The organism is Veillonella parvula (assembly GCF_036456085.1).
GTDB lineage: Bacteria > Bacillota > Negativicutes > Veillonellales > Veillonellaceae > Veillonella > Veillonella parvula_E.
In genome coordinates, this window is sequence record NZ_CP138632.1 from 1,556,831 (window position 1) to 1,582,200 (window position 25,370).

At 36.8% G+C, this 25,370-nt stretch carries 25 protein-coding genes and 1 pseudogene; 3 read left to right on the top strand and 23 right to left on the bottom strand.

Annotated features, from left to right (window positions below; translation table 11 throughout):
- Positions 1–17: 17 nt before the first annotated feature.
- The 6 genes from PK1910_RS07505 to PK1910_RS07530 form a co-directional block, all read right to left on the bottom strand.
- Positions 18–1,166, bottom strand: a complete 1,149-nt coding sequence (locus PK1910_RS07505) for a glycoside hydrolase family 3 N-terminal domain-containing protein (protein WP_058948297.1) — start codon at positions 1,164–1,166, stop codon at positions 18–20.
- A gap of 284 nt (positions 1,167–1,450) precedes the next feature.
- Entirely contained in the window at positions 1,451–1,684 is a 234-nt protein-coding gene (locus PK1910_RS07510; RefSeq protein ID WP_024061575.1) for a (2Fe-2S)-binding protein, read from the bottom strand.
- 315 nt (positions 1,685–1,999) lie between these two features.
- The gene (locus tag PK1910_RS07515) at positions 2,000–2,626 is read right to left on the bottom strand and encodes a site-2 protease family protein (protein ID WP_058948298.1); all 627 of its coding nucleotides are present in this window, start codon (positions 2,624–2,626) and stop codon (positions 2,000–2,002) included.
- 9 nt (positions 2,627–2,635) lie between these two features.
- Positions 2,636–3,406: a carboxymuconolactone decarboxylase family protein gene (locus tag PK1910_RS07520; protein ID WP_058948299.1), complete on the bottom strand. Its 771-nt coding sequence runs from the start codon at positions 3,404–3,406 to the stop codon at positions 2,636–2,638.
- An 89-nt stretch (positions 3,407–3,495) separates the two neighbouring features.
- Positions 3,496–3,894, bottom strand: coding sequence for a hypothetical protein (locus PK1910_RS07525; protein WP_058948300.1), 399 nt, complete (start codon positions 3,892–3,894; stop codon positions 3,496–3,498).
- Between the two features lie 154 nt (positions 3,895–4,048).
- Positions 4,049–4,567: a MarR family winged helix-turn-helix transcriptional regulator gene (locus PK1910_RS07530; protein ID WP_058948301.1), complete on the bottom strand. Its 519-nt coding sequence runs from the start codon at positions 4,565–4,567 to the stop codon at positions 4,049–4,051.
- A 376-nt stretch (positions 4,568–4,943) separates the two neighbouring features.
- On the opposite strand from PK1910_RS07530, the gene PK1910_RS07535 reads away from it, so the two are divergent.
- A complete protein-coding gene (locus PK1910_RS07535; RefSeq protein WP_058948302.1) occupies positions 4,944–5,534 on the top strand; it encodes a nitroreductase in 591 nt (196 codons plus the stop codon).
- A 184-nt stretch (positions 5,535–5,718) separates the two neighbouring features.
- Here PK1910_RS07535 and PK1910_RS07540 read toward each other — a convergent pair whose 3' ends face one another.
- Positions 5,719–5,979, bottom strand: a complete 261-nt coding sequence (locus PK1910_RS07540) for a hypothetical protein (RefSeq protein WP_058948303.1) — start codon at positions 5,977–5,979, stop codon at positions 5,719–5,721.
- 17 nt (positions 5,980–5,996) lie between these two features.
- Positions 5,997–6,188 (bottom strand): P-type ATPase, encoded by a 192-nt coding sequence (locus PK1910_RS07545; RefSeq protein ID WP_058948304.1) that lies wholly within the window; start codon positions 6,186–6,188, stop codon positions 5,997–5,999.
- A gap of 313 nt (positions 6,189–6,501) precedes the next feature.
- On the opposite strand from PK1910_RS07545, the gene pgtP reads away from it, so the two are divergent.
- Positions 6,502–7,824, top strand: coding sequence for a phosphoglycerate transporter protein PgtP (gene pgtP / locus PK1910_RS07550; protein WP_021148764.1), 1,323 nt, complete (start codon positions 6,502–6,504; stop codon positions 7,822–7,824).
- A 125-nt stretch (positions 7,825–7,949) separates the two neighbouring features.
- Here pgtP and PK1910_RS07555 read toward each other — a convergent pair whose 3' ends face one another.
- The 8 genes and pseudogenes from PK1910_RS07555 to PK1910_RS07590 all read right to left on the bottom strand — a co-directional run.
- Positions 7,950–8,723 carry a hypothetical protein gene (locus tag PK1910_RS07555; RefSeq protein WP_021148765.1) on the bottom strand — a complete coding sequence of 258 codons (774 nt, stop codon included), beginning with the start codon at positions 8,721–8,723 and terminating at the stop codon, positions 7,950–7,952.
- A 302-nt stretch (positions 8,724–9,025) separates the two neighbouring features.
- Complete coding sequence (locus PK1910_RS07560; RefSeq protein ID WP_005384960.1) at positions 9,026–9,379, bottom strand: Spx/MgsR family RNA polymerase-binding regulatory protein; 354 nt, start codon at positions 9,377–9,379, stop codon at positions 9,026–9,028.
- A gap of 86 nt (positions 9,380–9,465) precedes the next feature.
- Positions 9,466–9,786, bottom strand: a complete 321-nt coding sequence (locus tag PK1910_RS07565) for a HigA family addiction module antitoxin (protein ID WP_058948305.1) — start codon at positions 9,784–9,786, stop codon at positions 9,466–9,468.
- Between the two features lie 16 nt (positions 9,787–9,802).
- A complete protein-coding gene (locus tag PK1910_RS07570) occupies positions 9,803–10,087 on the bottom strand; it encodes a type II toxin-antitoxin system RelE/ParE family toxin (RefSeq protein WP_004694505.1) in 285 nt (94 codons plus the stop codon).
- A gap of 356 nt (positions 10,088–10,443) precedes the next feature.
- Positions 10,444–11,160: a DUF554 domain-containing protein gene (locus tag PK1910_RS07575; protein ID WP_008714647.1), complete on the bottom strand. Its 717-nt coding sequence runs from the start codon at positions 11,158–11,160 to the stop codon at positions 10,444–10,446.
- Positions 11,161–11,611: 451 nt separating this feature from the next.
- On the bottom strand, positions 11,612–12,211 hold the full coding sequence (locus PK1910_RS07580) for a DNA-3-methyladenine glycosylase I (RefSeq protein ID WP_058948306.1): 600 nt from the start codon (positions 12,209–12,211) through the stop codon (positions 11,612–11,614).
- Positions 12,211–12,654, bottom strand: coding sequence for a hypothetical protein (locus tag PK1910_RS07585; protein WP_058948307.1), 444 nt, complete (start codon positions 12,652–12,654; stop codon positions 12,211–12,213). Before PK1910_RS07585 ends, PK1910_RS07580 begins: the two co-directional genes overlap by 1 nt.
- A 378-nt stretch (positions 12,655–13,032) precedes the next feature.
- Positions 13,033–13,290 (bottom strand): annotated as a pseudogene (locus PK1910_RS07590) (TonB-dependent receptor); the annotation flags it as partial.
- Between the two features lie 144 nt (positions 13,291–13,434).
- On the opposite strand from PK1910_RS07590, the gene PK1910_RS07595 reads away from it, so the two are divergent.
- Positions 13,435–14,769, top strand: a complete 1,335-nt coding sequence (locus tag PK1910_RS07595; protein ID WP_008601994.1) for a hypothetical protein — start codon at positions 13,435–13,437, stop codon at positions 14,767–14,769.
- Between the two features lie 205 nt (positions 14,770–14,974).
- On the opposite strand, the gene PK1910_RS07600 is transcribed toward PK1910_RS07595, so the two are convergent.
- From PK1910_RS07600 to PK1910_RS07630, 7 genes are all read right to left on the bottom strand, one after another.
- Entirely contained in the window at positions 14,975–15,511 is a 537-nt protein-coding gene (locus tag PK1910_RS07600; protein ID WP_058948308.1) for a flavin reductase, read from the bottom strand.
- Positions 15,512–15,971: 460 nt separating this feature from the next.
- Positions 15,972–17,231, bottom strand: coding sequence for a hypothetical protein (locus PK1910_RS07605; protein WP_058948309.1), 1,260 nt, complete (start codon positions 17,229–17,231; stop codon positions 15,972–15,974).
- A 1,062-nt stretch (positions 17,232–18,293) separates the two neighbouring features.
- Positions 18,294–18,968, bottom strand: coding sequence for a type II-A CRISPR-associated protein Csn2 (csn2, locus tag PK1910_RS07610; RefSeq protein WP_058948310.1), 675 nt, complete (start codon positions 18,966–18,968; stop codon positions 18,294–18,296).
- A complete protein-coding gene (cas2, locus tag PK1910_RS07615) occupies positions 18,965–19,270 on the bottom strand; it encodes a CRISPR-associated endonuclease Cas2 (protein ID WP_058948311.1) in 306 nt (101 codons plus the stop codon). Before cas2 ends, csn2 begins: the two co-directional genes overlap by 4 nt.
- Positions 19,271–19,274: 4 nt before the next feature.
- Positions 19,275–20,150, bottom strand: coding sequence for a type II CRISPR-associated endonuclease Cas1 (cas1, locus tag PK1910_RS07620; protein WP_058948312.1), 876 nt, complete (start codon positions 20,148–20,150; stop codon positions 19,275–19,277).
- 28 nt (positions 20,151–20,178) lie between these two features.
- Entirely contained in the window at positions 20,179–24,375 is a 4,197-nt protein-coding gene (gene cas9, locus PK1910_RS07625) for a type II CRISPR RNA-guided endonuclease Cas9 (RefSeq protein WP_058948313.1), read from the bottom strand.
- 419 nt (positions 24,376–24,794) lie between these two features.
- On the bottom strand, positions 24,795–25,370 hold the full coding sequence (locus tag PK1910_RS07630) for a hypothetical protein (RefSeq protein WP_004694483.1): 576 nt from the start codon (positions 25,368–25,370) through the stop codon (positions 24,795–24,797).

Sequence of the window (25,370 nt, forward strand, 5' to 3'; positions counted from 1 at the left end):
CCAATAAAATAAATAGCCTAAGAAATTTTGCTCATTTTCATAAGCAAGATACGTTTCACCGATTCATCGAGTCGTTCTTTCGAGATACGACCGTCTTTCACGGCTTTCATAAGGCCATTATAAGCCTCTTGCATGTGTTCGTATTCGTGACATACGAGCAAGATATCGCTACCTGCTAGGATAGATTGCACCGCCATATCGCCAAAGGTATAGTGATTTGCAAGGGCACCCATGTCCATATCGTCCGTTACCACAACGCCATTGTAGCCTATGTCCTTGCGCAACCAATCCGTAATAATCGCTTTCGATAAACTAGCAGGATGATCTGGATCGATTTGTGGGTACATCGCATGAGACACCATGATTGTATAGGTATTCGGTTTAGACTGTTTGATAAGGTCTATAAATACCTTTGTGTCCTCTGAAAGCAATGTTTCTTTAGATACAGGAACGATGCTTGTATCTGCGTGCAAGTCTACATCGGTCTTACCAATGCCCGGAAAGTGCTTATAGGAATACCACAAGCCCGCTTCATCGTAAGCCTTGCCAACGGCGCCTGCATAGCGAACGACCTCATCAGGGTTCGTACTATAAGAACGGCCATAGGTTAATCCCAAGTCCGCCACAGGAGCAAAGTTAATGTTAAAGCCCAAGTCTTTTAGTTCCGCACCAGACTGTTTTGCCAAGGATGCAGCCTGTTCAATAGGTGCCTTACCTAGCTCCTCAGCAGGAGGAACCTTGATGAGCTGATCCTCCATGCGCGCTACTGTACCGCCCTCTTGGTCGATGCCGAGGAACAATGGCGTTAAGCCCGCGTTTTTACCAGCCTTATTAATATCTGCAATGAGCGTTTTAACTTGATCCTTGGACTCCATATTTCGATCGAACAAGATGATGCCCCCCACACGGTACTCGTTGAGCATAAATTTAGCGTCATCGTTTAGCGTTGTGCCGTGAATGCCAATCATCAACAATTGACCCACCTTGTCTGCATCGGACATATTCGCCACTAACTTGTCCACCTTTTGCTCTGGTGAAAGTTCGCTTTGTGCCACAGACTCATAGGTCACAGGCTCTGCCTTTGAAGTAAATGGATTATGTAAACCGCAACCCGTTGTGAGTGCTAATGCACCAATCATAGTGGCTGCTATGAAACGTCGAAACATGCATACCTCCCTTAAAGCTCTAAAAAGTATTATGTATAGTATATCAAAAAATATAAACGAGCCCAACATAACCAACACACGACAAGTAGCAGTATAGTATATGTATCTTACAAAACAAAAAGATTGTTACTCGAGAACCCAACGGGTATATCCATTGAGAGAATCAAATAACAATCTTTATATGTTTCATTTTTGTTGTGTAAATATTATAGTTTACATTTTGGGGTGTAAACTATGTATCTTACATTTTGGATGTGTAAAATGTGTATGTTACATTTCGCAAATTAAATTTTGCCTTGTTCTTTCATTTCAGCTAAGAGCTTTACGATGCGAGGCCCACAGCCTTTACCACCACAAGCGCCCGTGCCAGCTCGAGTTACTTCTTTTACTTGTGGAAATGTATGAGCACCATTTAAAATGGCTTCTTTAATCGTTTTGCGCGTAATACTACGGCAAGTACACACCTTTGTAAGCTTGTCCAGAATCGCCTCTGGCACTTGATTTTCTTCAAAATTCATATGTAATTCCTCTTCTATTCACTTGAATATCTATATACAGTATCAATTTAGTATATCGATTTACTATATCAATAGTATCTAATGAAATACTATAATATTGCTATATCGAAAATTTACGATTTCCGTACTCATTATAACACAATCGAGGAACTATATCGATAGTTTTTAATATAAAATCTAAAGAACAGTCAAAAGTTAACCTGCTACCATAAAAAACAGTAGAATGTACAAATACACGATATATATACTAAATCTATCTATAAAAAACTACCATAAAGATATTATCTTTATGGTAGAGACTTTCACAAAATATAATTATAGTATGAGCCCAATAATGGCAAAGTAGATTTTAAATATCGTTTGTTGTAATGGACGAATAACCATAGAAATAATGGGTGTGTTAATAAGGATGATAAAGAATAGTAAATTAAGCATCCCTAATTGGTAATATTTCATCTGCCACTCTGTAGGCAACCACGGCAAGATGATATTAAATCCAGGCAATGGTGGGAACGGAATCAAACAGAAGATTGATAAGCCAATACTATATAAAATAATATATTGCATAACCATGGCAAGACCTTGGGACTCCATGAGGCCTAATTTTCCAAGAAGCATATATATAAAGGTGAATATGAAGCCTGCTATAAGACCTGCCACAGGACCTGCAAAAGCAAGCAAGCTTATATCACGTCGTGGATCTTTAAAGTAAGACGGATTAATTGACATAGGTTTTGCCCAACCGAAGCCAACAAGAATAATACAGATGGTACCAATTAGATCAAGGTGCGCCATTGGTGACAATGTGAGGCGTCCCGCCAGACGCGGCGTTGGATCACCAAACCAAGTTGCTACCTTCGCCTCTGCATATCCAAAGATAGAAAAAACGATCATAATAGCAGGAATACTTGCTAATATCTGAACCGGATTTAAATCAAACATAGAACTCCTTTATTGTTTAGCTTCCCATGCGGTGTAGCCTTCTTGAATGCAACGAAGAGCATTTAAGGTACGAGGATAGCCGATATACGGCACGCATTGAGATACGATGTTAATCAAATATTGTTTGCTGTTCCCTACGTTCAAATTGCCTTCTACATGAGCCTTGAGTTGAGCTTTACAGCCACCTTGAGCCGCAAGGAAGCAAAAGGTAATCATTTCACGATGAGCCACGCTAAGGCCTTTACGCGTATAGTAATCGCCGAACATATTGGCAAGCCATTTATTGATGTGACGAATATCTTCTGGTCCTTCTTGGTAAGAATTACGCATAGACTCGCCGAAGATTTCCACTTGTTTTTCTACGCCTTTTTCAAGACGAGACTCGCCAGTAATCGTGCTACGAGATGGATCAACAATAGCTTCTCCTCGATAGTCAAAAATCTTATTGGTCACTTTAAAGAATGGGCGCACACGTCCGATGCCAAGATAGGGCACCGCTTGATAAATGAGCTCTACCACTTCATCAGGAATAAGACCAAAGTTTAATGCTGCCGGTAGCATTAATGCATATTCATCAACAGCAGAGGCGCCTACTAATGTTGCAAGAATGGCTAAGAAGCGATCCTTTGCTGGTACATTACGGCCTTCTTCGGTAATGACTTCATCAAAGGCAAAATTATCAAACAATACTTCAAACTCTGGATCAATATAACCTGCTGGGGCTGCAATATCAGGGAACATACGCTCCGTGTAGGCTTGAGCAAATTCAGATTTAGACATAAAAAACCTCCATAAACAACACTGGTGAAAGCCCAAAAGGAGCTTTCACCAGCAATAGTTATGTAATTATTACGGCACGAGCCATCAGATTATAACGCTGGGAATTCGAAAGTTGTGCCGTATACTTCTTTCCAAGCAGCCATGAACATATTGAACTCATTTGTTCCAGGTTGAATTTGGTAAACTTGACCATCTGGAGCGTAACGATATACAGTATGTAAGCTTGGATGAACAAGATATTTGAACAATGTAGCTTCCCCATATTCGTTATTATGCATGTTAATTACATTAACACCAAATACATGGTTACGGCTGCTATCGATACCTTTAAACTCAGATGCTTTATCAAAGAAATACGTTTCTGTACCATTTGCACTATTTGGAACCTCTGGGTAGTTAGCTAACCCATTCCAGTTTGCTGCGTTTGCAACACCACCTACTAATAATGTACCGGCTAATACAAATGCACCTAATAAATTTTTATTCATAATGCTCTCCTTTGTGCCACGAGGGCAAATCACGAATCAGTCATACTCTCACATGACCTGAATACAATACGCTATAGGTATAGTATATCACATTTTTAATAAAATTTTTAGATTTCCAAGGTTACAGAATATATGCATATGAGATTGTATCAAATTAGCCCTTCATGTTCTCTGCTGTTTTTGCGTTTGCGTTATCGATTGCTTCTAGTAATTTATTGAGCAACATACGCAATTGACGTGTTTCTTCTACGTCAAAAATAGGACCTGACGCTTCAGCCAAGCGTCGTGGTATATGAACAGCTACATCACGTAATGCTTTGCCCGTGTCAGTAAGAGTTACCATAACTACGCGTTCATCTTGACGGCTGCGTTTGCGTTTCAAGAATGCTTTTGCTTCTAATTTCTTTAAAAGCGGTGTTAATGTACCGGAATCAAGGCGCAATACTTGGCCCAATTCCTTAACGGATAAATCACCATATTGCCACAATGCCATCATTACGATGTATTGAGTATATGTTAAATTTAAAGGATCTAAGTGATTACGATATGCATTAACAATTTCCTTCGCCACTACATAAAGTGGAAAGCTCAATTGATTTTCCAATCTTAAATATTCTGAATCAGGAACATCTTCTTTATGTTTGTACCCTTCAAGTACACCAATTTCTGCCATATTCTACCTCCATATGCACACAATTATCTACTAATTAATTGTACACAATTTTACGGTAAACAGTCAACGTAAAAAGCCTACTTTGAACAGATATTTTTAAATTTGTCAATTAATAAATATTTATTTTCTTATTCGTTAAGAATTAGGCGCTTCTATAGAATTTATGGGTAAAAATGATACCATAAAGTTGTTACTTTTATTTATAAATTAATTTGATATTTGAAGATTATAGTTTTTGTTTTCAAGGAAATCTTCTTTCGTTACAGGACCCTCTCCTAATAAATAACTTAGTAAAAATACGTCCTTTTCTAGGTCCTTCCTTGTAGTATAATAAAAGAAACTCTATATCAAATCCCATTTGTCATAGGAGGACCACATGAATACCTTAGAATGTATTAAAACTCGTCATAGTACACGTAAATTTAAAGCTGATCAATTATCTAGAAAGCTCATCGATCAAGTACTCGACGCAGGTCGTCGTGCTCCATCTGGTGGCAATACACAATTAACACATTTCATGGTCATTACGAACCAAGTCGTGCTCAAAGAACTAGTAACACTTATTCAAGAAGAATACGGCAAAATGCCGATTACAGAAAATACATTACCTTACATGGTGAATATCATTAAGATGTCCGCCGAAGGCAAATTTGTATTCCACTATAATGCACCTGTGCTCATCGTATTAGCTAGCAAACCAAATTATGCCAACAACTTTGCTGACGTGTCATGTGCTATGCAAAACATGATGCTCGCTTGCAACGAACTAGAACTTGGCAGCTGCTGGGTTAACCAAATCCGCCATCTGCAAGATAACGAACGCATTCAAGCTAAAATGCGTGAACTAGGTCTGATCGAAGACGAAAAAGTCTACGCTAGCCTTGCTATCGGCTATCCAGATATGCCAAATGGCCTTAACCGCCGTGAAATCGAGCCAAAAGGCTATCCTGTAACATATATTGATTAATCAACACTAAAAACCATCGATTTCATACTATAAGTTAAACAAAAGCGCTATCTATCCCTAACGAAACTCAAATAGAGTTGTGGGATAGATAGCGCTTTTTATTGACTATATTATTTTTTAACGCTCACCGATTTAGTAATCAAATCGATGCACACTCCATACTTATATGTATAATAAACTACTATTAAGCCTCAAACACGCGTTTACGCGCTGCTTTCACAAGAACGGAATGATCATCATCTACTACGTGGTTAGATTTGTAAGCCCAACGCAATAGTAATGCAGAGTTTGCCACTACGAGGAGGCTACCGCCGTTGTGAACAAGGGCGCCCCAAACTGGGGATAATGTACCAATCATAGCCAAAATGATAGCTACAAAATTCAAAAGCAAGGAGAAAGAAAGATTAATTTTAATAGTAGTCATCATGCGTTTAGATAATGCCACTAAGTGAGGAATTTCCTTTACATTATCGCTGCCGGCGTTGCCAATACGAGAGCACAAGGACAGAACACAACGAGTATGGTTACGGCACGAATGATTTCTCCAGTTACCACATAGGCGCCAACCGTGGCCAATAACGCAATCACTACAATCCATGTGGCCCAACGGTCAGCCAAGCTAACGATTTTCGCATTACCTTGTGTCAATAACAAAATATGTACAATTATTCATATACACTCAAAAGTACAGGAAAAATGCGGATTCAATAAGATTATATTATTCATGCATAGCCTCATTACGCAAATACATGAACAGTTATTCATATATATATTTGCAAATTGATAATTTTTACATAGAAGATATTTTGATATTTTCAACCTATTCAATACTATTTCACCCTAATCAATGTTATCCATAATTCAGTTTTCTAATAACTATTTATTATAATAAAAAATTAAGTATAGTCGACTACATACCCTACATGGTATTATTACAAATGACATGTTGTAGAAAGGATGTGTAACGATGTCGATTTTCTCTCCTGCTCCTCATATTGAACGTTTACCAGAGGCGCAAATCGATTCCACCTACAAACGTCTTCGACGCGAAGTCTTTGCAGGTACATTTATTGGTTATGCTACATTCTATTTGATCCGCCAAAACTTTAGTTTGGCTGTTCCGTACATGATTGCTGAGTACGGCTACACTAAAGCGGATCTCGGTATAGTTATGACCATCTTATCCGTAGCTTACGGCGTAAGTAAATTTGTTATGGGTAATGCGTCTGACCGCTCTAACCCAAAATACTTCTCCACAGTAGGTCTATTGCTTAGTGCTTTAGTTATGTTATTATTCGGCACCTTACCAGGTGTTATGAGCAGTATTCCTATCATGTGCGTTCTTGCCTTATTAAACGGTTGGTTCCAAGGTATGGGCTACCCTCCATATGCAAAAAACATGGTAACTTGGTTCTCCCGTTCCGAACGCGGTGCTTGGTGGTCTTGGTGGAACGTGTCCCACAACCTAGGTGGCGGCATTATCGCTCCTCTTGCTACGCTTGGCATCTACCTATTCGGTACATGGCATAGTATCTTCTTCTTCCCTGCCCTTATTTCTATCGTGTTAGCGATTATTACCTTTGTATTGTTGAAAGATACGCCTCAATCCTGTGGCTTACCGCCTATCGAAGAATACAAACACGAAGTAGTTCATACACATACAGAAAATGAAGAAAAAAGTACTTTTAAAGAAATCTTCTACAAATATATTTTGCATAATAAATACTTATGGTATCTTGCGATTGCGAACATCTTTGTATACTTCATCCGTTACGGCGTAGTTAGCTGGGCACCGACCTACTTAACCGCTGTGAAAGGCTTCACAAAAGAAGGTTCCCGTTGGGCTTACTTCTTATACGAATGGGCTGGTATTCCAGGCATGCTTGTAAGTGGTTACTTAAGTGACCGCGTATTCCGCGGCCGTCGTGCTCCAGCTACGATTTGTTTTATGTTATTCGTTATCTTAGCGATCCTTGTATACTGGTTTAACCCTGCAGGCAATGTCCTCATCGATAACTTAGCACTCATTGCTATCGGCTTCCTCATCTACGGTCCTGTTATGATGATTGGCCTTCAAGCAGCAGATATGGTGCCACGTGTAGCAACAGGTGGTGCTACTGGCCTTACAGGCCTTCTTGGTTACCTCATCGGTTCTGCTGGTGCTGGTGCTTTCATGGGTCTCATGGTTGACCTCTACGGTTGGGATGGTGGTTTCATTGCCCTCGTTGGTGCATGTATCCTATCCATCGTATTCCTACTCCTCACCCTTGGAGACAAAGGACAACAATAGAATACGTACCATATAATACGTTACGTACTATATAATACGTAATGTAAAATACATACTGTGCAACTCACTGTTGTATATACAAAACTCCCCTAGTAATCTTAGGATTACTAGGGGAGTTTAATTTTTTATGCGACGCACAAGGAGCCGTTTAATACTTTCAAATTATACACGAGACCGAGTCGCGCCAAGCCGTGCAATGCAGCAGCTGTTACAGGATTAATAGATCCTAACACGCCAGCACCGATGATAGCAACGTGGAACAAAATGGACACGATGAGTAGGCCCAAATGGCATTGTTTCGCCTCTTTTGAAAGCCCCGCCGTCGGAGAGTTTTCATCTACAAGGGACCCCATCATGAGTGCTACAAGAACGAGTTCCAAAGAGCATGGACAAAGGATAACTAGCAATGTAATGGTATGCATAAAGTTCTGTGTCAATGCATAGGAACCCATAGAAAGTAACATGACGGCCACAACAATGACGGATGAATAATTGTTGATGCCCTGACGCAAGGCTACAAGCTGTGTAGGCATGGTCGGCAACATGTCATCATCCAATGTATAGTGTACGTCGCCCGTAATAAGCTGCTCTAAGAAAAAGCCACCATGTACGATGAGACCTACATAAGCCGCCGTATGATAATCTCCAATCGCAATGAGCGCCACCATGGCTATCACGATGAGAAAATTAGCATGAATCTCTAAATGATCCAAAATACTTTGCACGCTGTTGATGAGCAATGGCAAGCCACAAATGATGACCGTTACCCACGCCAAATCAATAGCTGGGTTCATAGGCTCCGTAAGCGCATCTAATATGATAAATAACAAGCCGAGTGCCAAAATAGCCCCCTGCGTGCGCAGAGACACCTGCGCTGATAAAGACTGTAAAAACTTCATATAGACCTCTCTATAAATCAGATACCGGCCTTACTTAATCCGGAAATACCTTTTACTTCTATAAATAATACTATTAACACTTATATTGCTAACGCCTAAAATACCCATAGGGGTATTGCTATGGTGTAATTATTATACAAAACATAAAAGAAATATACAAATCAAAATTTTTGATAAATGAGGGGTCCTAGTTGTGAGCTCTAATTTCTTTATTAAAACGTAGAAAGAACAGGTTCCTAAAAACGACTTAGCTCGCTATGGAGGCTTTTAGGGACCTGTTCTTTCGGTTAACTAATATGAAATTAGAGCTTCAACGCCTCAATCCATTCTGCTTCTTTAAATCCAACAAGTACTTTGTCTTCAAGAACCAAGATAGGACGTTTTACAAGCATGCCATTAGATGCTAATAATGCTAGTTTTTCTTCTTCACTAAGGTTCGGCAATTTATCCTTTAATTGTTGTTCACGGTAAATCATACCAGAAGTATTAAAGAATGCTTTCAAATCCTTGCCAGATTGTGGATACCAAGCAGCAATTTCCTCTGCTGTAGGGTTTTCGGACTTGATGTCACGATCTGTGTACTTAATGTTGTGATCATCTAAGAATTTCTTTGCTTTTTTGCATGTTGTGCATTTAGGATATTCAACGAATAACATAGGTTCTCCTTATATCAATATTCAATGTTGTAATGACTTACTAATTTAAGATAATTGTACCAAATACATCGAAAATTATCAATCTCTTATTGACAATCTACGGGTTCTAATGAAGCACAATGTGCAATAGAGGATAATACTTCATCCATCCCCTCACTAAGTTTTGCTGTACGCAAATCAACATCCATCTGTAAACGCAAGAAATACCCTTCCGAAACATCAAAGTATTTCGCTAAACGCAACGATGTATCTGCTGAAATAGATCGTGTACCATTCAATATTTCTTGAATCCGTGAAACAGGCACATGTATATCCTTAGCCAATCGATATGCAGATAGTCCTAATGGATCCATAAACTCTTCTTTTAATATTTCACTAATGGTAGGTGTAGGAATAAACTTTTCCATATTAATTTCCTCTCTATTAATGATAATCTACAATTTCTACATCATAAAAACTACTACTATCTTTCACTTTAAAACACAGTCTATATTGACCATTAATCCGCAAACTATACTGACCAAATCGATCTCCTTGCAACAACTCCAAGCGATTACCTGGTGGCCAACGTAAATCTTGTAATGATTCAGCATTATCTAACAATAGTAATTTACGAAGAGCTAACCTTTGTATAAACGGAGAAAAGCGTTTAGAAAAGCTTTGATAGTAAACTTTTTCTGTTTCCTTATCCTTAAATCCGATAATCATAGAATCTCTCTTTCAATTATACCTGTTAAACAGGTATAATTCAATAACATATACTTGATGAAAAACTATACATAGAATTAAAATTATTCTACAAATAATTTTAATAAAGAGATTCTATAAAACATCATCTAATTCCTACACTTGAGATGACTCTATTGGCCACCTATTTCGGAATGTAATCAATTTACCCTATCGTCATAATTGAATTAAAACTATCATTAATTCCCACTTCAACTAAATTAATTTTAAAAAGTAAAAAGACCTACATCCTCGACCGTATCATGTATAAAATACATATTAAAGGTTGAGAGAATATAGGTCTCTTATAAAAATCTATGTATTATTTATAATACTAGTTATAGCAAAAATGTAAGTCCCATTGCCACGAAGATGGCTGGCAAAAGGTTTGCAATACGTACTTTGCCAGGCCAGATGAGGTCGATACCAACGCAGAAAATCAGAATAGATCCAACGTAGGATAGGTTATCGATGGCACTAGGTGTCATCAATGGCGCTGCAATATGTGCCATAGCCGTAATGAGCCATTGCGTAATACCTACAGGAATAAAGGAGAACAGCGCCCCTTTACCCATAGAGGATACCATAACCATAACGATGATGCCGTCGAGGATGCCTTTTAAAAGTAATGTCTGATAATTTCCAGTAAGGCCATCTTGAATGGAACCAAGTACACCCATAGCACCTACGGTAAACGTCAAAGATGCCGTGATAAAGGCGTGCGTAAACTTTGGATCACCAGCGTTGCCAGTGCGAGCTTTCACCCAGTCACCAAATACGGTAATCCAATGATTGAGGTCAATAATTTCGCCAATAACGGCACCTACAACCATGCTAATAATCATCAATAGAGGGCCCGTTGTTTGTAGAGATCCATTGACAATGACGAGCATATACTGCATGGCCCCGCTCATACCGAGGAGAAGCACGATAATACCGCTCACAATCATGAGCGTTTGCTTTAAATTTTCTTTCATAAAGCGACCAAACGCGAGGCCACATAGGCTGCCAGCTATAATGAGGCCAATATTAATGGCCGTTCCCAAACCAATCATATATTTCCCTTCTTTAATTGTGAAAGTAACACTATCAATTTACTTCAGTATAGCAATCATATCGAAATAAATCAATTTATATGGCATAAAATATATAATATGAAATTGGATTAATTAAAGTTTTTTAGGACCATACATATAGCCTGATTAATGCTGCTATAGGTTTTCCTAATACAGTATGACTCCTTTTATAACATTATATATAGCAAAAAGCCTCTATCCAATAAGGATAGAGGCTCTGTATAGTTTATAGCGTTGAGAGAGAACTAATGATAGACCCGCTTAGGAGAGAGAGAGTATATGTGTTTATATATAAAGCGGGCCGACATGAGATGAGTCGCTATCGCCTCATCGACTTTAGTGTACACCCAATTCCACATAACAACAAATTCAATTATGTAAACACAAGTATGCATAAAAACTATTGTTAACTAATTTATACTTATCACCCTTACGCTTCATCGTCTACAGGTAACCGTACGATATCTGCTGTTTTATTAATCTCCTCAAAGCAAGGGCAGTCTTTACCGTGATCATTGATAAGGCCACTAGCTTGTAGATGCGAATAAATTGTAACAGGACCTACAAACTTAAAGCCCCTCTTCTTTAAGTCTTTACTGATCCGTGTAGATAAACCATTCTTTGTAGGAAAATGACCTTCTGGATGGTTTTCATAAATAATCGTTTTATGATTGGTAAACCCCCAAATATAGTTACAAAACGAACCAAATTCAGATTGAATACGTTTAAAAGCAGCAGCATTACTTATCATAGCTTCAATTTTAGAGCGAGACTTAATCATGCCCTCTGTATTCATGATACGTTCGACATCGCTTTCACCATAAGCAGCCACCGTATCAATATCAAAATGATCAAAACATTCTCGAATGATGTCTCGTTTATTTAAAACCGTAAGCCAGCTGAGGCCACATTGAAAGCTTTCGAGACAAAGATGTTCAAACTGAAGTTGATCATCATGAATTGGTCGGCCCCACTCATAATCGTGGTATTCATGATATAAAGGCGTCGTCGGCCATTCACAAGTCGTCATCACACACCTCCATGCGCCCATACGAGGACGTCATACATGAGCGCTACTACGAGGCCCATTACGAGATGACCACCCACGTAAAATGGCACTAAATAATAAATGAATAAAAGTAAGGAATGCAAGGCTTTGCGGAGCCATACAATCGGCGTAGATGTGTCGTCACCTACCTTACTATCAAGCCAATTATGGACTGCGTAAATAGGCGTTCCTAGACGGCGAATCCAGTCTGGAACACGTACCCCAGGATTCAAACCAGGGCAATAGAAGATCACTAAGGGCAATGCCACCACATCAATGACGAGCAATAGCGTTAACATAAAAGCAAACCAATCTAATTCGCCTTCCCACGTGAAGGGTTGTGACATGAAACGGGCACCCCACAAATAGGCTTTGTATACGATATACGGTTCTAATAGCCATAATAAGGGCTTCACTACACTCATGGGACTACCTACACCAAACAAAAAATAATAAAAACTACGCATTTGCGTAGTCATTTCATATATACAACATTCCGATTATATCGACTGAATACCAAGGATACAGCGATTTTCTAGGCTAGAAAATCACTTTATACACACCATTTTTCCAGTCCTTACATACGTCGATTTTCATACTAATATTATATCAGATTTTGCACTTCTTGTGGGATTATATTTTATAAAAATTTTATCAATTTACACTATTTATAGTACTGATTAACAAAAGAAGTCACTATATAAGCCATCCCTCTTTATTTTATCATTCTAAAAAGCCCTTTATCCTTTTTAATAGATAAAGGGCTGCATATATGTATTAAGACTTTCACTAATAAAAGCAGTTTAGTTGTCACTAATAATAATTTTCGTCACCTTGCTGCCATTGTGCTCGAAAAATATACCTACAATATTGTCACTGTTATAGCGTAGATATCCATAGAACCATCGATTATTAAAGTCTATAAAATCAGGACGGCCATAGATGTCCATCACTTTTTTCAAGGAATCGCCAACAGCAATGCCACGGGCAGTCACGGCATCACGATTGCTGACAGTCATATACCATACGATAGGACGACTATCTTGCATCAAAGAATGTCCTACAGGAAGTAGTAGCATGTAAGCAAAACACGCTCCATGTCACTTAAAAATATAGTCATTTAGTTATATAATTATACTTAATAACATAACCTACGGATTACTACAATACCAATAAATACAGAAATGTAAGCGGGAGATACCACCATGACTAAACTACCACTATTAGCGTGTACTTTCATCATGAGCACTATATTATCACCAATAGGAGCCATCGATGTTAATATTCCTGGTGCAGATTCGAAGATTCCAAAGGATGCCTACGTAAACTACCAAACCACAAACCCTGATATTGAAAAGGATGTAGCAAACTATGTGAAAACATTAAAGTTAACGGACAAGGCTAACGGTATTAATAAAAACGAAATTAAGTATACTAAAGCAGCCTCTATATATCGCGGTCAACATTACCATAATACGGTCATTTCCGTTCATGATCAATACAACCAAATTCGCCTTTCATTCCCCGTAGCAGGCATAAAAAGTGATTATCATATAGGACGTTACCAAAATCCAAGTCGAACCATTGAGGACTATCGAGTGTTAACCAATAATGGAAGTCTCAATTTAGAAATTGACTACGCAGATTTTAAAGACTACGACTGGCGTAACACCAAAACAGCTTATGAAAAGCTAACAGACAAAGACGTCCGTAATTTCTTGCAAGACAATGCAAAACGAAAGTCCTCAAAACAGATTTCTGATATAAAGGGTACTGTATTTTCATATCCTACTGTTACCTACAGCACTTGGGATAGCATGAAGATGCCACACTTTGAAAACGGTAAAAAAGCAACGCTCACCATCGACACGATTAATTTTAAATTTAAGGGCTATAACATGCGTCATCCCTTATATCACGCAGGGTTTGTCTATTATGATAACAACCCCGTTCTGAACAAGGTTCCTACAGATAAATTATTGGCTAATTATGTGCTTCCCTCTGTACAAAACCTAAATGAATTAAATCAATATTCACGCATAGAAAGCTTAAACGGTGTACAATACCGCGTACCAAAAGACGCCATATACGAAGGTGAAAGTAAGGGCTCTGAACACCAAGATATTAGATACTACAAAAAAGGAGATATAACATTCTTTGTTTCTACTGACAATGTTCCTAGAAACCCATATGCGCACGAACTTGTTATAAACGGTCATTACAATTTTAAAACTGATTTAAATACGTTCTGGGATATTTACCGTTACCATCCATCAGCATCAGACTATATCAATTACTCAGTTGTATGGAACAATAACATCCCTGGTCTATCCATACACAGCTATGAACCTAATAAGGATGATCACATCCTAACCTTTAACTCCTATGATGGGACCTATAGCTTTACCTATATCATCTTTTATCCAAGTTTTTTACATGCTAAAGAGGTTCAAAAATTACGAAATATGATTGAGTTCTTTGACTCTACCAATAATCCTAGTTTTAAAATGCAAGAACACGTTCTATTTCCAGAAGCATAGACGATTTATATCAACACCATTATAAAATAGCTTTCATAAGCATTATATTATACAAATATATAAATTAACTAACAAAAGTCGAGCAACTAAACGATAGAAGCTCGACTTTTTTAGTACTAGAAAACTAAAATATACTTAGTTAAGATGCAGCATTCACGGTATCCCAAAGAATTGTATGTATGTCTTCATTTGTTATGTGGACAGACTAGTCCTCTATGGCGTCAACTACTTCGCCAATGTACATATAATGTGGTTCCCAACGATCATGCCCAGCTTGTGTATATACAGCAGGATTAGATGCGTAATAATCTTTTACCTTTTCTGCCAAATAGGCTTCATCGAATTGGTGTTCATATAGCTTTTTACATACAAAAGTTAACTCTGCTTCTTTGAAAGTTACCCCATCGCCTGCCACAACTGGTGTTAGGCCAGAATTTGCCACCTTATTTTCGTCGCGGCCAGAATGAGAACCTAAATAACCAAGAGCCTTGTGATAGCTTTCAGGGAAGAAACTAACTGTAAAAGTATCATATTTAGCCATAAACTCTTGAGTGTAACGCGCTGGATGGATGTACACCGTCACAGTGGATATATCGCCACCATTAGGGCCCCATATGTTGCCCATACTGCCCCAACTAACCGTACATGTATTAAAATCATCAAGCGTTCCAGCCGTAACAAGAGCCCAACGATTCTCAAACATAGTAAAAGCTTTATAATCCTTTGTTTCAAATGGTTTCATAAGAACCTCCAGTTTATCTCAATTTGACGATATAAATCTTTATCCCTATAATATAGGTAGATAGTCAGACGAGTAGTGCCGTCAGGCTCATCTCTGAAAACAAAAAAGCTTGAGAAATGGCCTTTCAGTTATCGAATCATCTAAGATAACGAAGGGCTATTTGTCTTTTGTGAGACAAATAAGCGCTATTAAAGCTCCAAAAGCAATAACCACAGTTATCACCTGTAATAAGAGCATGATTATTTCATAATCACTCATAGGCTTATCCCTCCCTTCGATGACGAAGAGAGGCCCAACCTCGTCTAACTATCCTATGCTTATTATATAGCGAACTAATATGCGATACAATAAGCCTTATATTATACAAATATATGAATACAGTAATAAAAGCCGAGCTAATTCTATGAATTAAAAGCTGGCGGTAATCGCTTACACCATAAAAACTTTAAAACTACATTTCTTATTGAGTTAATATATTAATCCATTCCATATACCACGGTATAAATACTGGGCTCTCTTCAAGTTTCTCCTTATAAGACCCTTCTTCTCGCCATTGTGACTCTTTTCGTAATCTTGCCGCATCATCAAAGCCCACATATTCGATCATATCTCTCAGTTGTTTATGTGTATAAGATGTTTTACTTTCATCATAATTAATACGATAACTGTAAACGTATACAGAATCTCTCACAACATGACGAAGATAGGATTCACTATTAGGCTTATAGGAATCAACTAAAGAGCCTGCAATCCCATTGTTCCATACTACTGCATACTGTGTAGGTGTGTCTAAATCATTATATTTATGTAAAAAATATAATGTTGGGATCTTAATAATCGTTACATCTGGCTTTTCTTTCTTGATTAAGCTATGTATTACCCGCATTTTAAATCCTGTATCCTCATAGGTTCTTACATCATATGTCTCGTCTTCCACAGTTTCACTGATGAGCTTAGCCGTTTTAGGAATACGATAGTTAAAATTACCCCAATGCTCAACATTAGTATAAGCATCTAATCCAGATAATGATTCGATAGATGGAATAATATAATTACTCATCACCACTTCAGGCGCTTTATCTTGATATGGATCCTCTGTATTTACCCAACCGCCATAGGTAATGCCATAAGATGTATTTGTATCATTTGGTGTAAATTCCGTATACATTACATGGGCATTATTTGACATGAGCTTCCAAGATGTGTTCCGTAATCCTGGATACATATATTTTCCTTTACTTTCAGAATATTTATTAAGCTCTTTAGCATACGGTGGACCGACAACTAAAAACGCACTAAGGCTTCGAACAGCAAACAAGGGCCCTTGTTTTCCGGATGGAGACTCTACAACATCACCGCGTAAGCTAACATTTGGTACGGATAATCTGATATTCTTATCCCCTTCATGAAGCAACACAACTGTAGACTGCGAATAATCTGCAAGCTCCGAAGCCTTAACAAAACCAGACCGTTCTCGATATAACTTATCCAATTTAGATGCGGGATTTACAGACTTCGATTCTACAAATTGAATATATGACTCTACCTCTTGCTCCGCCACCTTATTAATATGTCGATAATTTTCATACGCATTAGCAGGAATACTCGCATCCGCCCCAGGCACAGGTGGTTGCCCGGCTGGCACTTCGATCTGTACAGCACTTACATTTATGGTGAAAGCAGTTGCTAGTGCCATCATAATTACACTTTTACGTAACATAGTACCCTCTCTCAATTTTTATAAAATAAATAAGCACAACCTTGTTAACATAAGTATACTATGCAGATAAGGCTGTGCCTATGATTAATAATTTTATAATTTAATATATAGGATTTACCTATATTAATATTTATAAGGTTCATCTCAATTTGACGATATAAAATAACCTTACTATAATATAGATAGATAGTCAGACGAGTAGTGCCGTCAGGCTCATCTCTAAATCAGTAAAACATTAGGAAATGGCCTTTCAGTTATCTAGTTACACTAGGCAACGGAGGGCTATTTGTCTTTTGTAAGACAAATAAGTGCTATTAAAGCTCCAAAAGCAATGACAATAGCCAGTACTTGTAACAGGAGCATGATTATTTCATAATCGCTCATAGACTTATCCCTCCCTTCAAAAACGAAGAGAGGCCCAACCTCGTCTAACTATCCTAAAACTATTATAGAGCGAACTAATATACGATACAATAAGCATCATATTATATAAATATATAAATTAACAAATAAAGCCGAGCTACTAAAACAAGGTAGCTCGGCTTTTTATGTCGTTTCACAAATTTATAATCTACTAAATTCTAATTACATTACTCTCAAACCAAATCTTTAAAGAAGGATCTAATTTGCTCGTTTTAGAGATTTACAGAATTACACTACTCTCAAACTTGTTTAAGCACTTAGACTTACAACATCTTGTTTTAGAGGTTTACAGAATTACACTACTCTCAAACGATCGAAACAATAACGGTATTCCTGATAAAGTTTTAGAGATTTACAGAATTACACTACTCTCAAACGATCAAATTGATTCTATTATTGGTGTATTAGTTTTAGAAGTTTACAGAATTACACTTTTCTCAAACAACATATAGTCTTTTAAGCGTGCTTCGTAAGTTTTAGAAGTTTACAGAATTACACTACTCTCAAACAAGGGCATCTCTGATTTGCGTAATATGTCCGTTTTAGAAGTTTACAGAATTACACTACTCTCAAACCCCAAATTAAATTTGAGGCTCAAGAGTAACTCGGGCTACCACCAGGTGTAATTCTGCATGCTCTTTAAATAACACAGAAATCATTATCTAAAATATACCCATTTATAAGGCTTTTATCAAGATTTTCTTTATTAAGAGATCCAGTTGTTAGACAAACTAACCGTAATTGTCGACTCAACATATTTTGATAAAATGTATTAAGTTCTTCATCATTTAATACTAGATCTAAATTTACAACAATATATAACATAGGAGATAATAGTGTGTCTACCACTTCTATATAGGACATTAGATCCATAATATCGCCTTTACGATTAAACTCAAAATTAAAACTCCCTAATTTAATTAGTTCTGCAGTCCCGATTTCGAGTTTATGTTGAATCGATAAAGGATATCCAAACTCTAAAGAATAATAAAAAGAATGTAGTCGATTAACAATATCGGCTACCTCTTCTGTCATCAATAAAGCTTCTTTAGATAGCTGGTTTTGTAATTTAGTTAATAAAGTTTTACTATTTACATCCACATATAACGGATTCAGTATTATATGACTATATTTATCTATACTAAAAGCTTTATCCTTGTCATTTAAGATCCACGGCCCTTCACCACCATTACACTGTATATCAAGCTCTGTAACCATACGTCGAAATACTTTACAATCTTCAAAGGATATCACCGTTACCTTATCATGGGATATTTCAAACTCCAATATAGAATCTTGATATAGTAATTTCATATCACGAGCACCCTCTCTGTGGAGTCTATAACTTCACTTTGCTTATCTCCAACTACAATTTCCATTCTTGAAAACTGCTTTTCTGTAACAGTTAACATAAACAAGCTGCCACTAGGTGGCTTATTTTTGCGTACATGCTCCATGATAAGATTGGCACTAGTTGTATTAAGAACTAACTTTGAATATACAGACTCTTGTAACATAAGAAAGCCAGATACAATTAAATACTTTCTAAAACTCCTATATTCTTTTCGATCTTCCGATGTTAACGTCGGCAAGTCAAACATTACTAGTATTCTCATAAATCTATAGCTCATATTCTATAAACCTAATTTGATTAACATCTTGAGTACGTAATGCATCAAATACACTTTTACAATAAATACGAATTGCTGCACTAAATGTTTGAATAGTATCATTAATCTTTACATCTTCAGATAAAAGTTCTATAAGTGAAAGCTTTACATTACGGTCGAATTCTGTAGGTTTTAACTTGATAACTACTGCATCAACAAATCCACGTAATGGTTCCATTAAATCAGATCCTAGATTATACGGATTAAATTGATTACAGTGATTTAGCCCTAGCTGTGTAATATATCCTAAGGATAAAATTTCTCGATTTACTGCTGAAAGTAATATAGCATATCCATAATTAAGGGCTGCATTAATAGGATTATCTTGGTCCCGAGAAAATGATTTTCCAAACAAGGCATTGAAATATACCTTTGCGGCATGCCCTTCACGTTGAGTTTCATCGTTTAAGGTCAACTCATCTAGATATTGATATAACAAATCTGCCTCAGCCAACTCTTGATGCTTCAATAAGTCGGCTTGATTCATAATTTTATGCCGTACAATTTCAGTCCAAATATAAGCTTGTACATCTTTAGACCACTCAGCTTGCTCCCGGCAGCGTTTACTACTATTATGACTACCGTGTAATGGAAGAACCTCACTAGCAGGGTTGCGTTTCTCATCACAAAAGACAATAGCTACCTTCTTTTTAATCAATTCATTTAGGAGTACGGCGGTGAGACTCACCGCCGTAGATTCAATAATCAACATATAGATTTCATCAATATATACTTTAGTCGTCTCAAAGTCCTTGCGAATAATCATGTAATTCATTTTAAAGTCTAACTTCGAACGACTACCTATGACTACTGTGCGCCAACTCATAATAACCCCTAGCACTAATGCCCACTCTTTAAACTATAGTGATTTCATTAGAATATAGACCAGTAATAGATTGATTTATAATTTTAAATTCATCTAAAGTATGAATTTTAACCCCAATTGTTGAACGAGAAGCAGTTATCCCTAAAGCTTTTACATCAAATGTAGTTTTACTATTAGTAAGTAAATTCAATACCTCAAGCAGATAAATACTTTGCTCCTCTAACGTCATGTTCATAAATTTACTACGTCCTACCGTAGATAGCTCATCTACTTTATTCCCCTTCATTTTCATGTATAAAGGGGTACGCAATTTACTCATAAGATAATCATATACAATAAGTCCATCCTTATCAGTTATAGAAACTATATTGGTAGAACCCTCATTATATATGCGGGTTGTTACTGTAGATGCTTTAATATTATTATTGTCTTTATGTAGTAAAGCAAACTTCTCAAGCACCTTAATATATACAGCGATATTTGCAGGTACTACTACTTCTACCGCATTATCAATATAGATATTGCTATTAGTCTTCCCGCCCAAATAGTAATAGAACCCATTAACCTTAACAAGTTGATTAATACATAGCTTTCTATAAATAATAGAGATATCTTTCGCTTGTGGAGTGATAGAGGCTACATAATCAATCAAATCTTGATCTGTTATATTTCGATTTGTTAAATAAATCGGTAGTGGCACAATCTCTTTAACAACTTCTCCCTTTTTACCAATATATTGAACAATAATAGAATAGGCATTCTTAATTTTTGTCATGCCACCATATTTAGTTACATCTGCAAATACGCTGGATTTTGTTTTCATTCCAATATAAGCGCCATCTTTAGCCTTCGCTGCGACAGTGGCTTTATATACAGTTGCATCAGCTAAGGCACCAGATTGTTCTAGCAATCGTTTCGTAACACGAACATCATTACTAGTCATCATTTTGTTAACTGTATCCATGCTTGTTTTTACATCCCAAGCTTTACCATCTTTAGCATTAGTACATTTGACGTCATAGTTGAACATCTTCGCCAGATTATATGTGCGATTAGCCCCATTCTTTTTGAAAAATGCACGGAAGTTACGTGTAAATTTCTCATGGTACACATTACCTACTACGATATTTAAATATGCATCTTTAGCGTGATGATGATGGTTTAATGAGCGGACCTTAATAAAGTTATTATCATGGCGGAAATCCGTTACATTCTCAGCTTTTACAAAGACTACATCAATATCCGGGTAAAGACGACGCAACAATGTTGTAGCAGCCTTAACAGATTGATTAGTTTCTACTAGTTGACGAGCAATAAAGCCACTTAAATCATCAGCTGTAAGTGGTGTAATGCGAGTAAGGCGCTCATATTTCCGTTCACTAATAAGACCTTGTTGCTTTAAGAATATCCAGAATGCCTTTTGTGCCTTTTGAATTTCTTTACTAATTGGATATGTATCTGATTTCTGAGCATTTGCAGTTCGTTTACATAACACTAAGTTATCAAAACTATCATCCTTGGTAAGGCTACGAGGATAAATATGATCAATATCATAGTTATCTGTATTTAACTGACTTAAATCTATAACTTCACCAGTATAAGCACAGCGTCCCATTTGAGTGTAGTATAAATAAAGCTTTTTACTTCTTAAAGCCGCATCATCATATTTAGCTAGTTCTGATTTTAACCCTCCAAACTCTTCATTCGTAAGTCCACTTAATAATGCATCATCTTTTTTTATTGCTGCATATAAATCTGATAATCGTTTTTGGCGAGAATCTTTTTTCTTTTTCTCCGCTTTATTTGACCGTGTTACTTCTACAAAGATACGAGCCGGTAAAGCTTTTTTAATATGTACAATTTCATCAACGATGCGCAATGCTTGCCATACCGCACGTTTAACAGCAGGTGAAAGCGCTAAATCATCGATAATATCATGAGGGTTCACGATTTGACCTTCTGTTAATTTATCATTTATCTCTTGAATACGTTCCATAAATAAAAATCTATCGCCTAATAGTTCCATCAAGTTATAGCTAAAATCACGCATTGCTTCAATAATGGTTACAGAAGTACCGTCTCCAGCCTTATCACAGCCATCGATACCATTTAGTAATTTCTTAGAAAGACGTCCCCAATCTCGATATCTTAATTTTGACAATTTTTTGATAGCTTCATCATCAAGGCACGAAGCGAATTTTTTACGCAACGTTTCACGTAACATTTTTTTACTTTCACCAAAGATAGTAATATCCGTAATAATCTCTTCGGCCATAGACAAATCAAAATTATTACCAAGAATACGAACCATATCACGATAAGAGGCTAAATCATTTTTAATTTCTCCATCAAGACCTGTAATCTCAGGTTTATGCTTCTCAGGGATATAATTATTATCCTTTAAGAATTGCTCTATACGATTTTTAGTCATCTTCTTATGGTCTTGCTTAAATACGGCCTTAATAAGATGCGCTTTTACCTTTGTCTCTAATGGCTTCCCATCAATACGCACATTATTTAGCTCGTTAAGCAACATGAACTCACTATATAAAAGAGATGATTTAGGCAGCACATCTTCACCTAACAAATAAGTACATTTATTCGTAAGGTTTTTAATAAAAGCAGCTGCTGATTTTTCCCGATCAATTTTATCATCAAAATTCCACGGAGTTACTCGTCCAGATGCTTTCCGAACTGCCCAAGCAAAACCACCATTATCTACATTATGAGAAGTGTTTAAAGGCCCTACGTAATACGGAATGCGAAACTCAAGCATTTTAATAAGTTTCTCTGCTACAGAAAAACCATCCGCCACTTCATTTAAAAATGGGAATTTAGGACCACATTTAGCAAGAATTACTTTAAGTTCTTCTAAATGTAATTGATACGGAATTACGCCATTATCTTTAATCCGTTGTAGTGGCAATAAGGTTTGTAATTCAATTTCACTAAGAATATACTCTTTATCCTTAGAATCTGGTAATCCCTCTACTACCTTTTTAGTGTACTTATAAAAATCTTCACGGTTACAACTCGTTTCCTCTGTACGACCTTGTTTAATATAGTGCACATAGTTATGCAAACCTTTTTCATCAACTTTGAACATCGCATTGTAAATGCTTCTATCAGACTTTAGTAAAGATTTCAATATAGCTAAATCATCTTTATGCTTGTTAAAAGCTTTTACCTTAGATTCAGAAATAGTAAGACCGGGTTCTTTAATGGACAGGAGTATAATAGCATCATATACAGATTTACAATCATCAATAATATAAATCTCATCACTCCAAGCTTTAGCTAGCTCATCTCGTTTATCGTCATATGTGTCTCCTGTTATTTGAAGCTTTTTAAGGTCTTCTTCTAACTCTTCTACAGAGCCGAACAAGTCTATAAGACTAGCATTTAAACCTAATACTAAATTTGCAAATGCTTTAAGTCTTTTTTTATCTTCTTTGACTTGATCTTTTTGAGTTTTACCAGAAGCATTCACTTCATCAGTAATTATATATGTATCAACAAGACGTTCTATAGTCTTTGCTTTATCAGATTTTGTTTTCCCTGTTTCCATAAGGATTTGACCGATAGAACCAATTGCAGCACTAGAATCAAAACAATTGAACGTAATATTTTCTAAGGCTTGTTTAAGCACATCATCAAGCGTTGAAGCATTTGAATCAAATGAAGCCCCTTCATAGAGAAAATTACCACGGTATTTTAAAATATGATGTACTGCCAAGAATAACTTACGAATATCATAAGTACCATCTTTCATTAACTCTGCACGCAAATGATAAATAGTAGGATACGCTTTATAATAATCTTGATCAGTATAGTTTTTATCGATAAACAAAATATGTTTAGAACTATGACCGGTCGTTTTATCCTCATAGTGGTACTTACTTTCACGAAGGCGCATAAAGAATGTAGGATCCACCTGTGCCATAGCATCAGCAAATAATTCTTCTAATAGTTTTAAGCGTAATTTACGACGTTCTAAACGACGACGCATAGACCGGAATCCACGGCGTGCCACAGCGGATTCTCCCTCATCAAACAAACGACTTCCCCACATTTTATGAGATCGAAATTTCAGCAACTCATAGGCCTTATTGGTTACTGCCCAGCCCACTGAGCTTGTACCAATATCTAACCCCACAAAATAATCTTTAATTGGATATCCTTTCAAATGACTTGAAATAAGTTGGTTCGATGCTTGCGTTTCCATAAGTCCTCTCCTTTGGAAATTAATAATTGACATTCATCAAATGCTTAACTATACTATAATTAATCCAACTAGTTTTGGAGGTTTACAGAATTACATTACGAGTTCAAATACAAATTAATTTACAATGCCTTCGGGCTGCCCGACGTAGGGCACCTACTCTCAATTCTTCGGAATTGAGTTTTTTATTGCCAAAATTTACCATTTAAACGTGATATATAATCTATAAGTCGCCAAACACCGTATAATTAACTTCATTTTAGCATAAAACAATAAATTAATTCATATGTTTTTCATAAATCTTATAATTATACTCATAATCGAGTACATAAAAGTTAATAAATAGTTATGTTTATAAGTAAAGCCGAGCTACTCAAAATTTAACGTAGCTCGGCTTTTTCGTCTCTTTTATTCTAATATAATTATCTATAAATCATAATTTTACTTACTTTATCGCCTTTTTGTTCAAATTGTATGCCATGCATCATATCCGTACGATAGCGATATTTCCCATAAAACCATCGATTATTAGAGTCTACTAAATCAGGTCTACCGTATACATTAAGGACTTTTCGCATGGAGTCGCCTACGGCAATGCCTCTATGTGTTGTGGCATCACGATTCTCGATCATCATATAGGTAACAACTGACTCTACACCATCCATTTTAAAACTCCCAAAGGTAACACCACCATAGGTGAGTCCTCTACTAGTTTCTTTAGTAGGCTGTCCCAAACTTGCTTTCACACTATCAAAGGTATTACCTAATGAAACACCAAGAACCATCATATCCTCGTCTGGTAAGTTAGCACCTACAAGTTGTCCTCCCGCATAATGAGTATACTGCTCAGCTTTCGGCCAATCGTAAGACTGTTTCGCTGCATTTGTTTCAAGGCGATCCCACGTTTTGCTCAACCAACTTGCATCTGTCACATAACTATAACCACTTACCAATTGCAGGCCGATAACAAGCCCCGTAATCATGTATTTTCTTTTCAT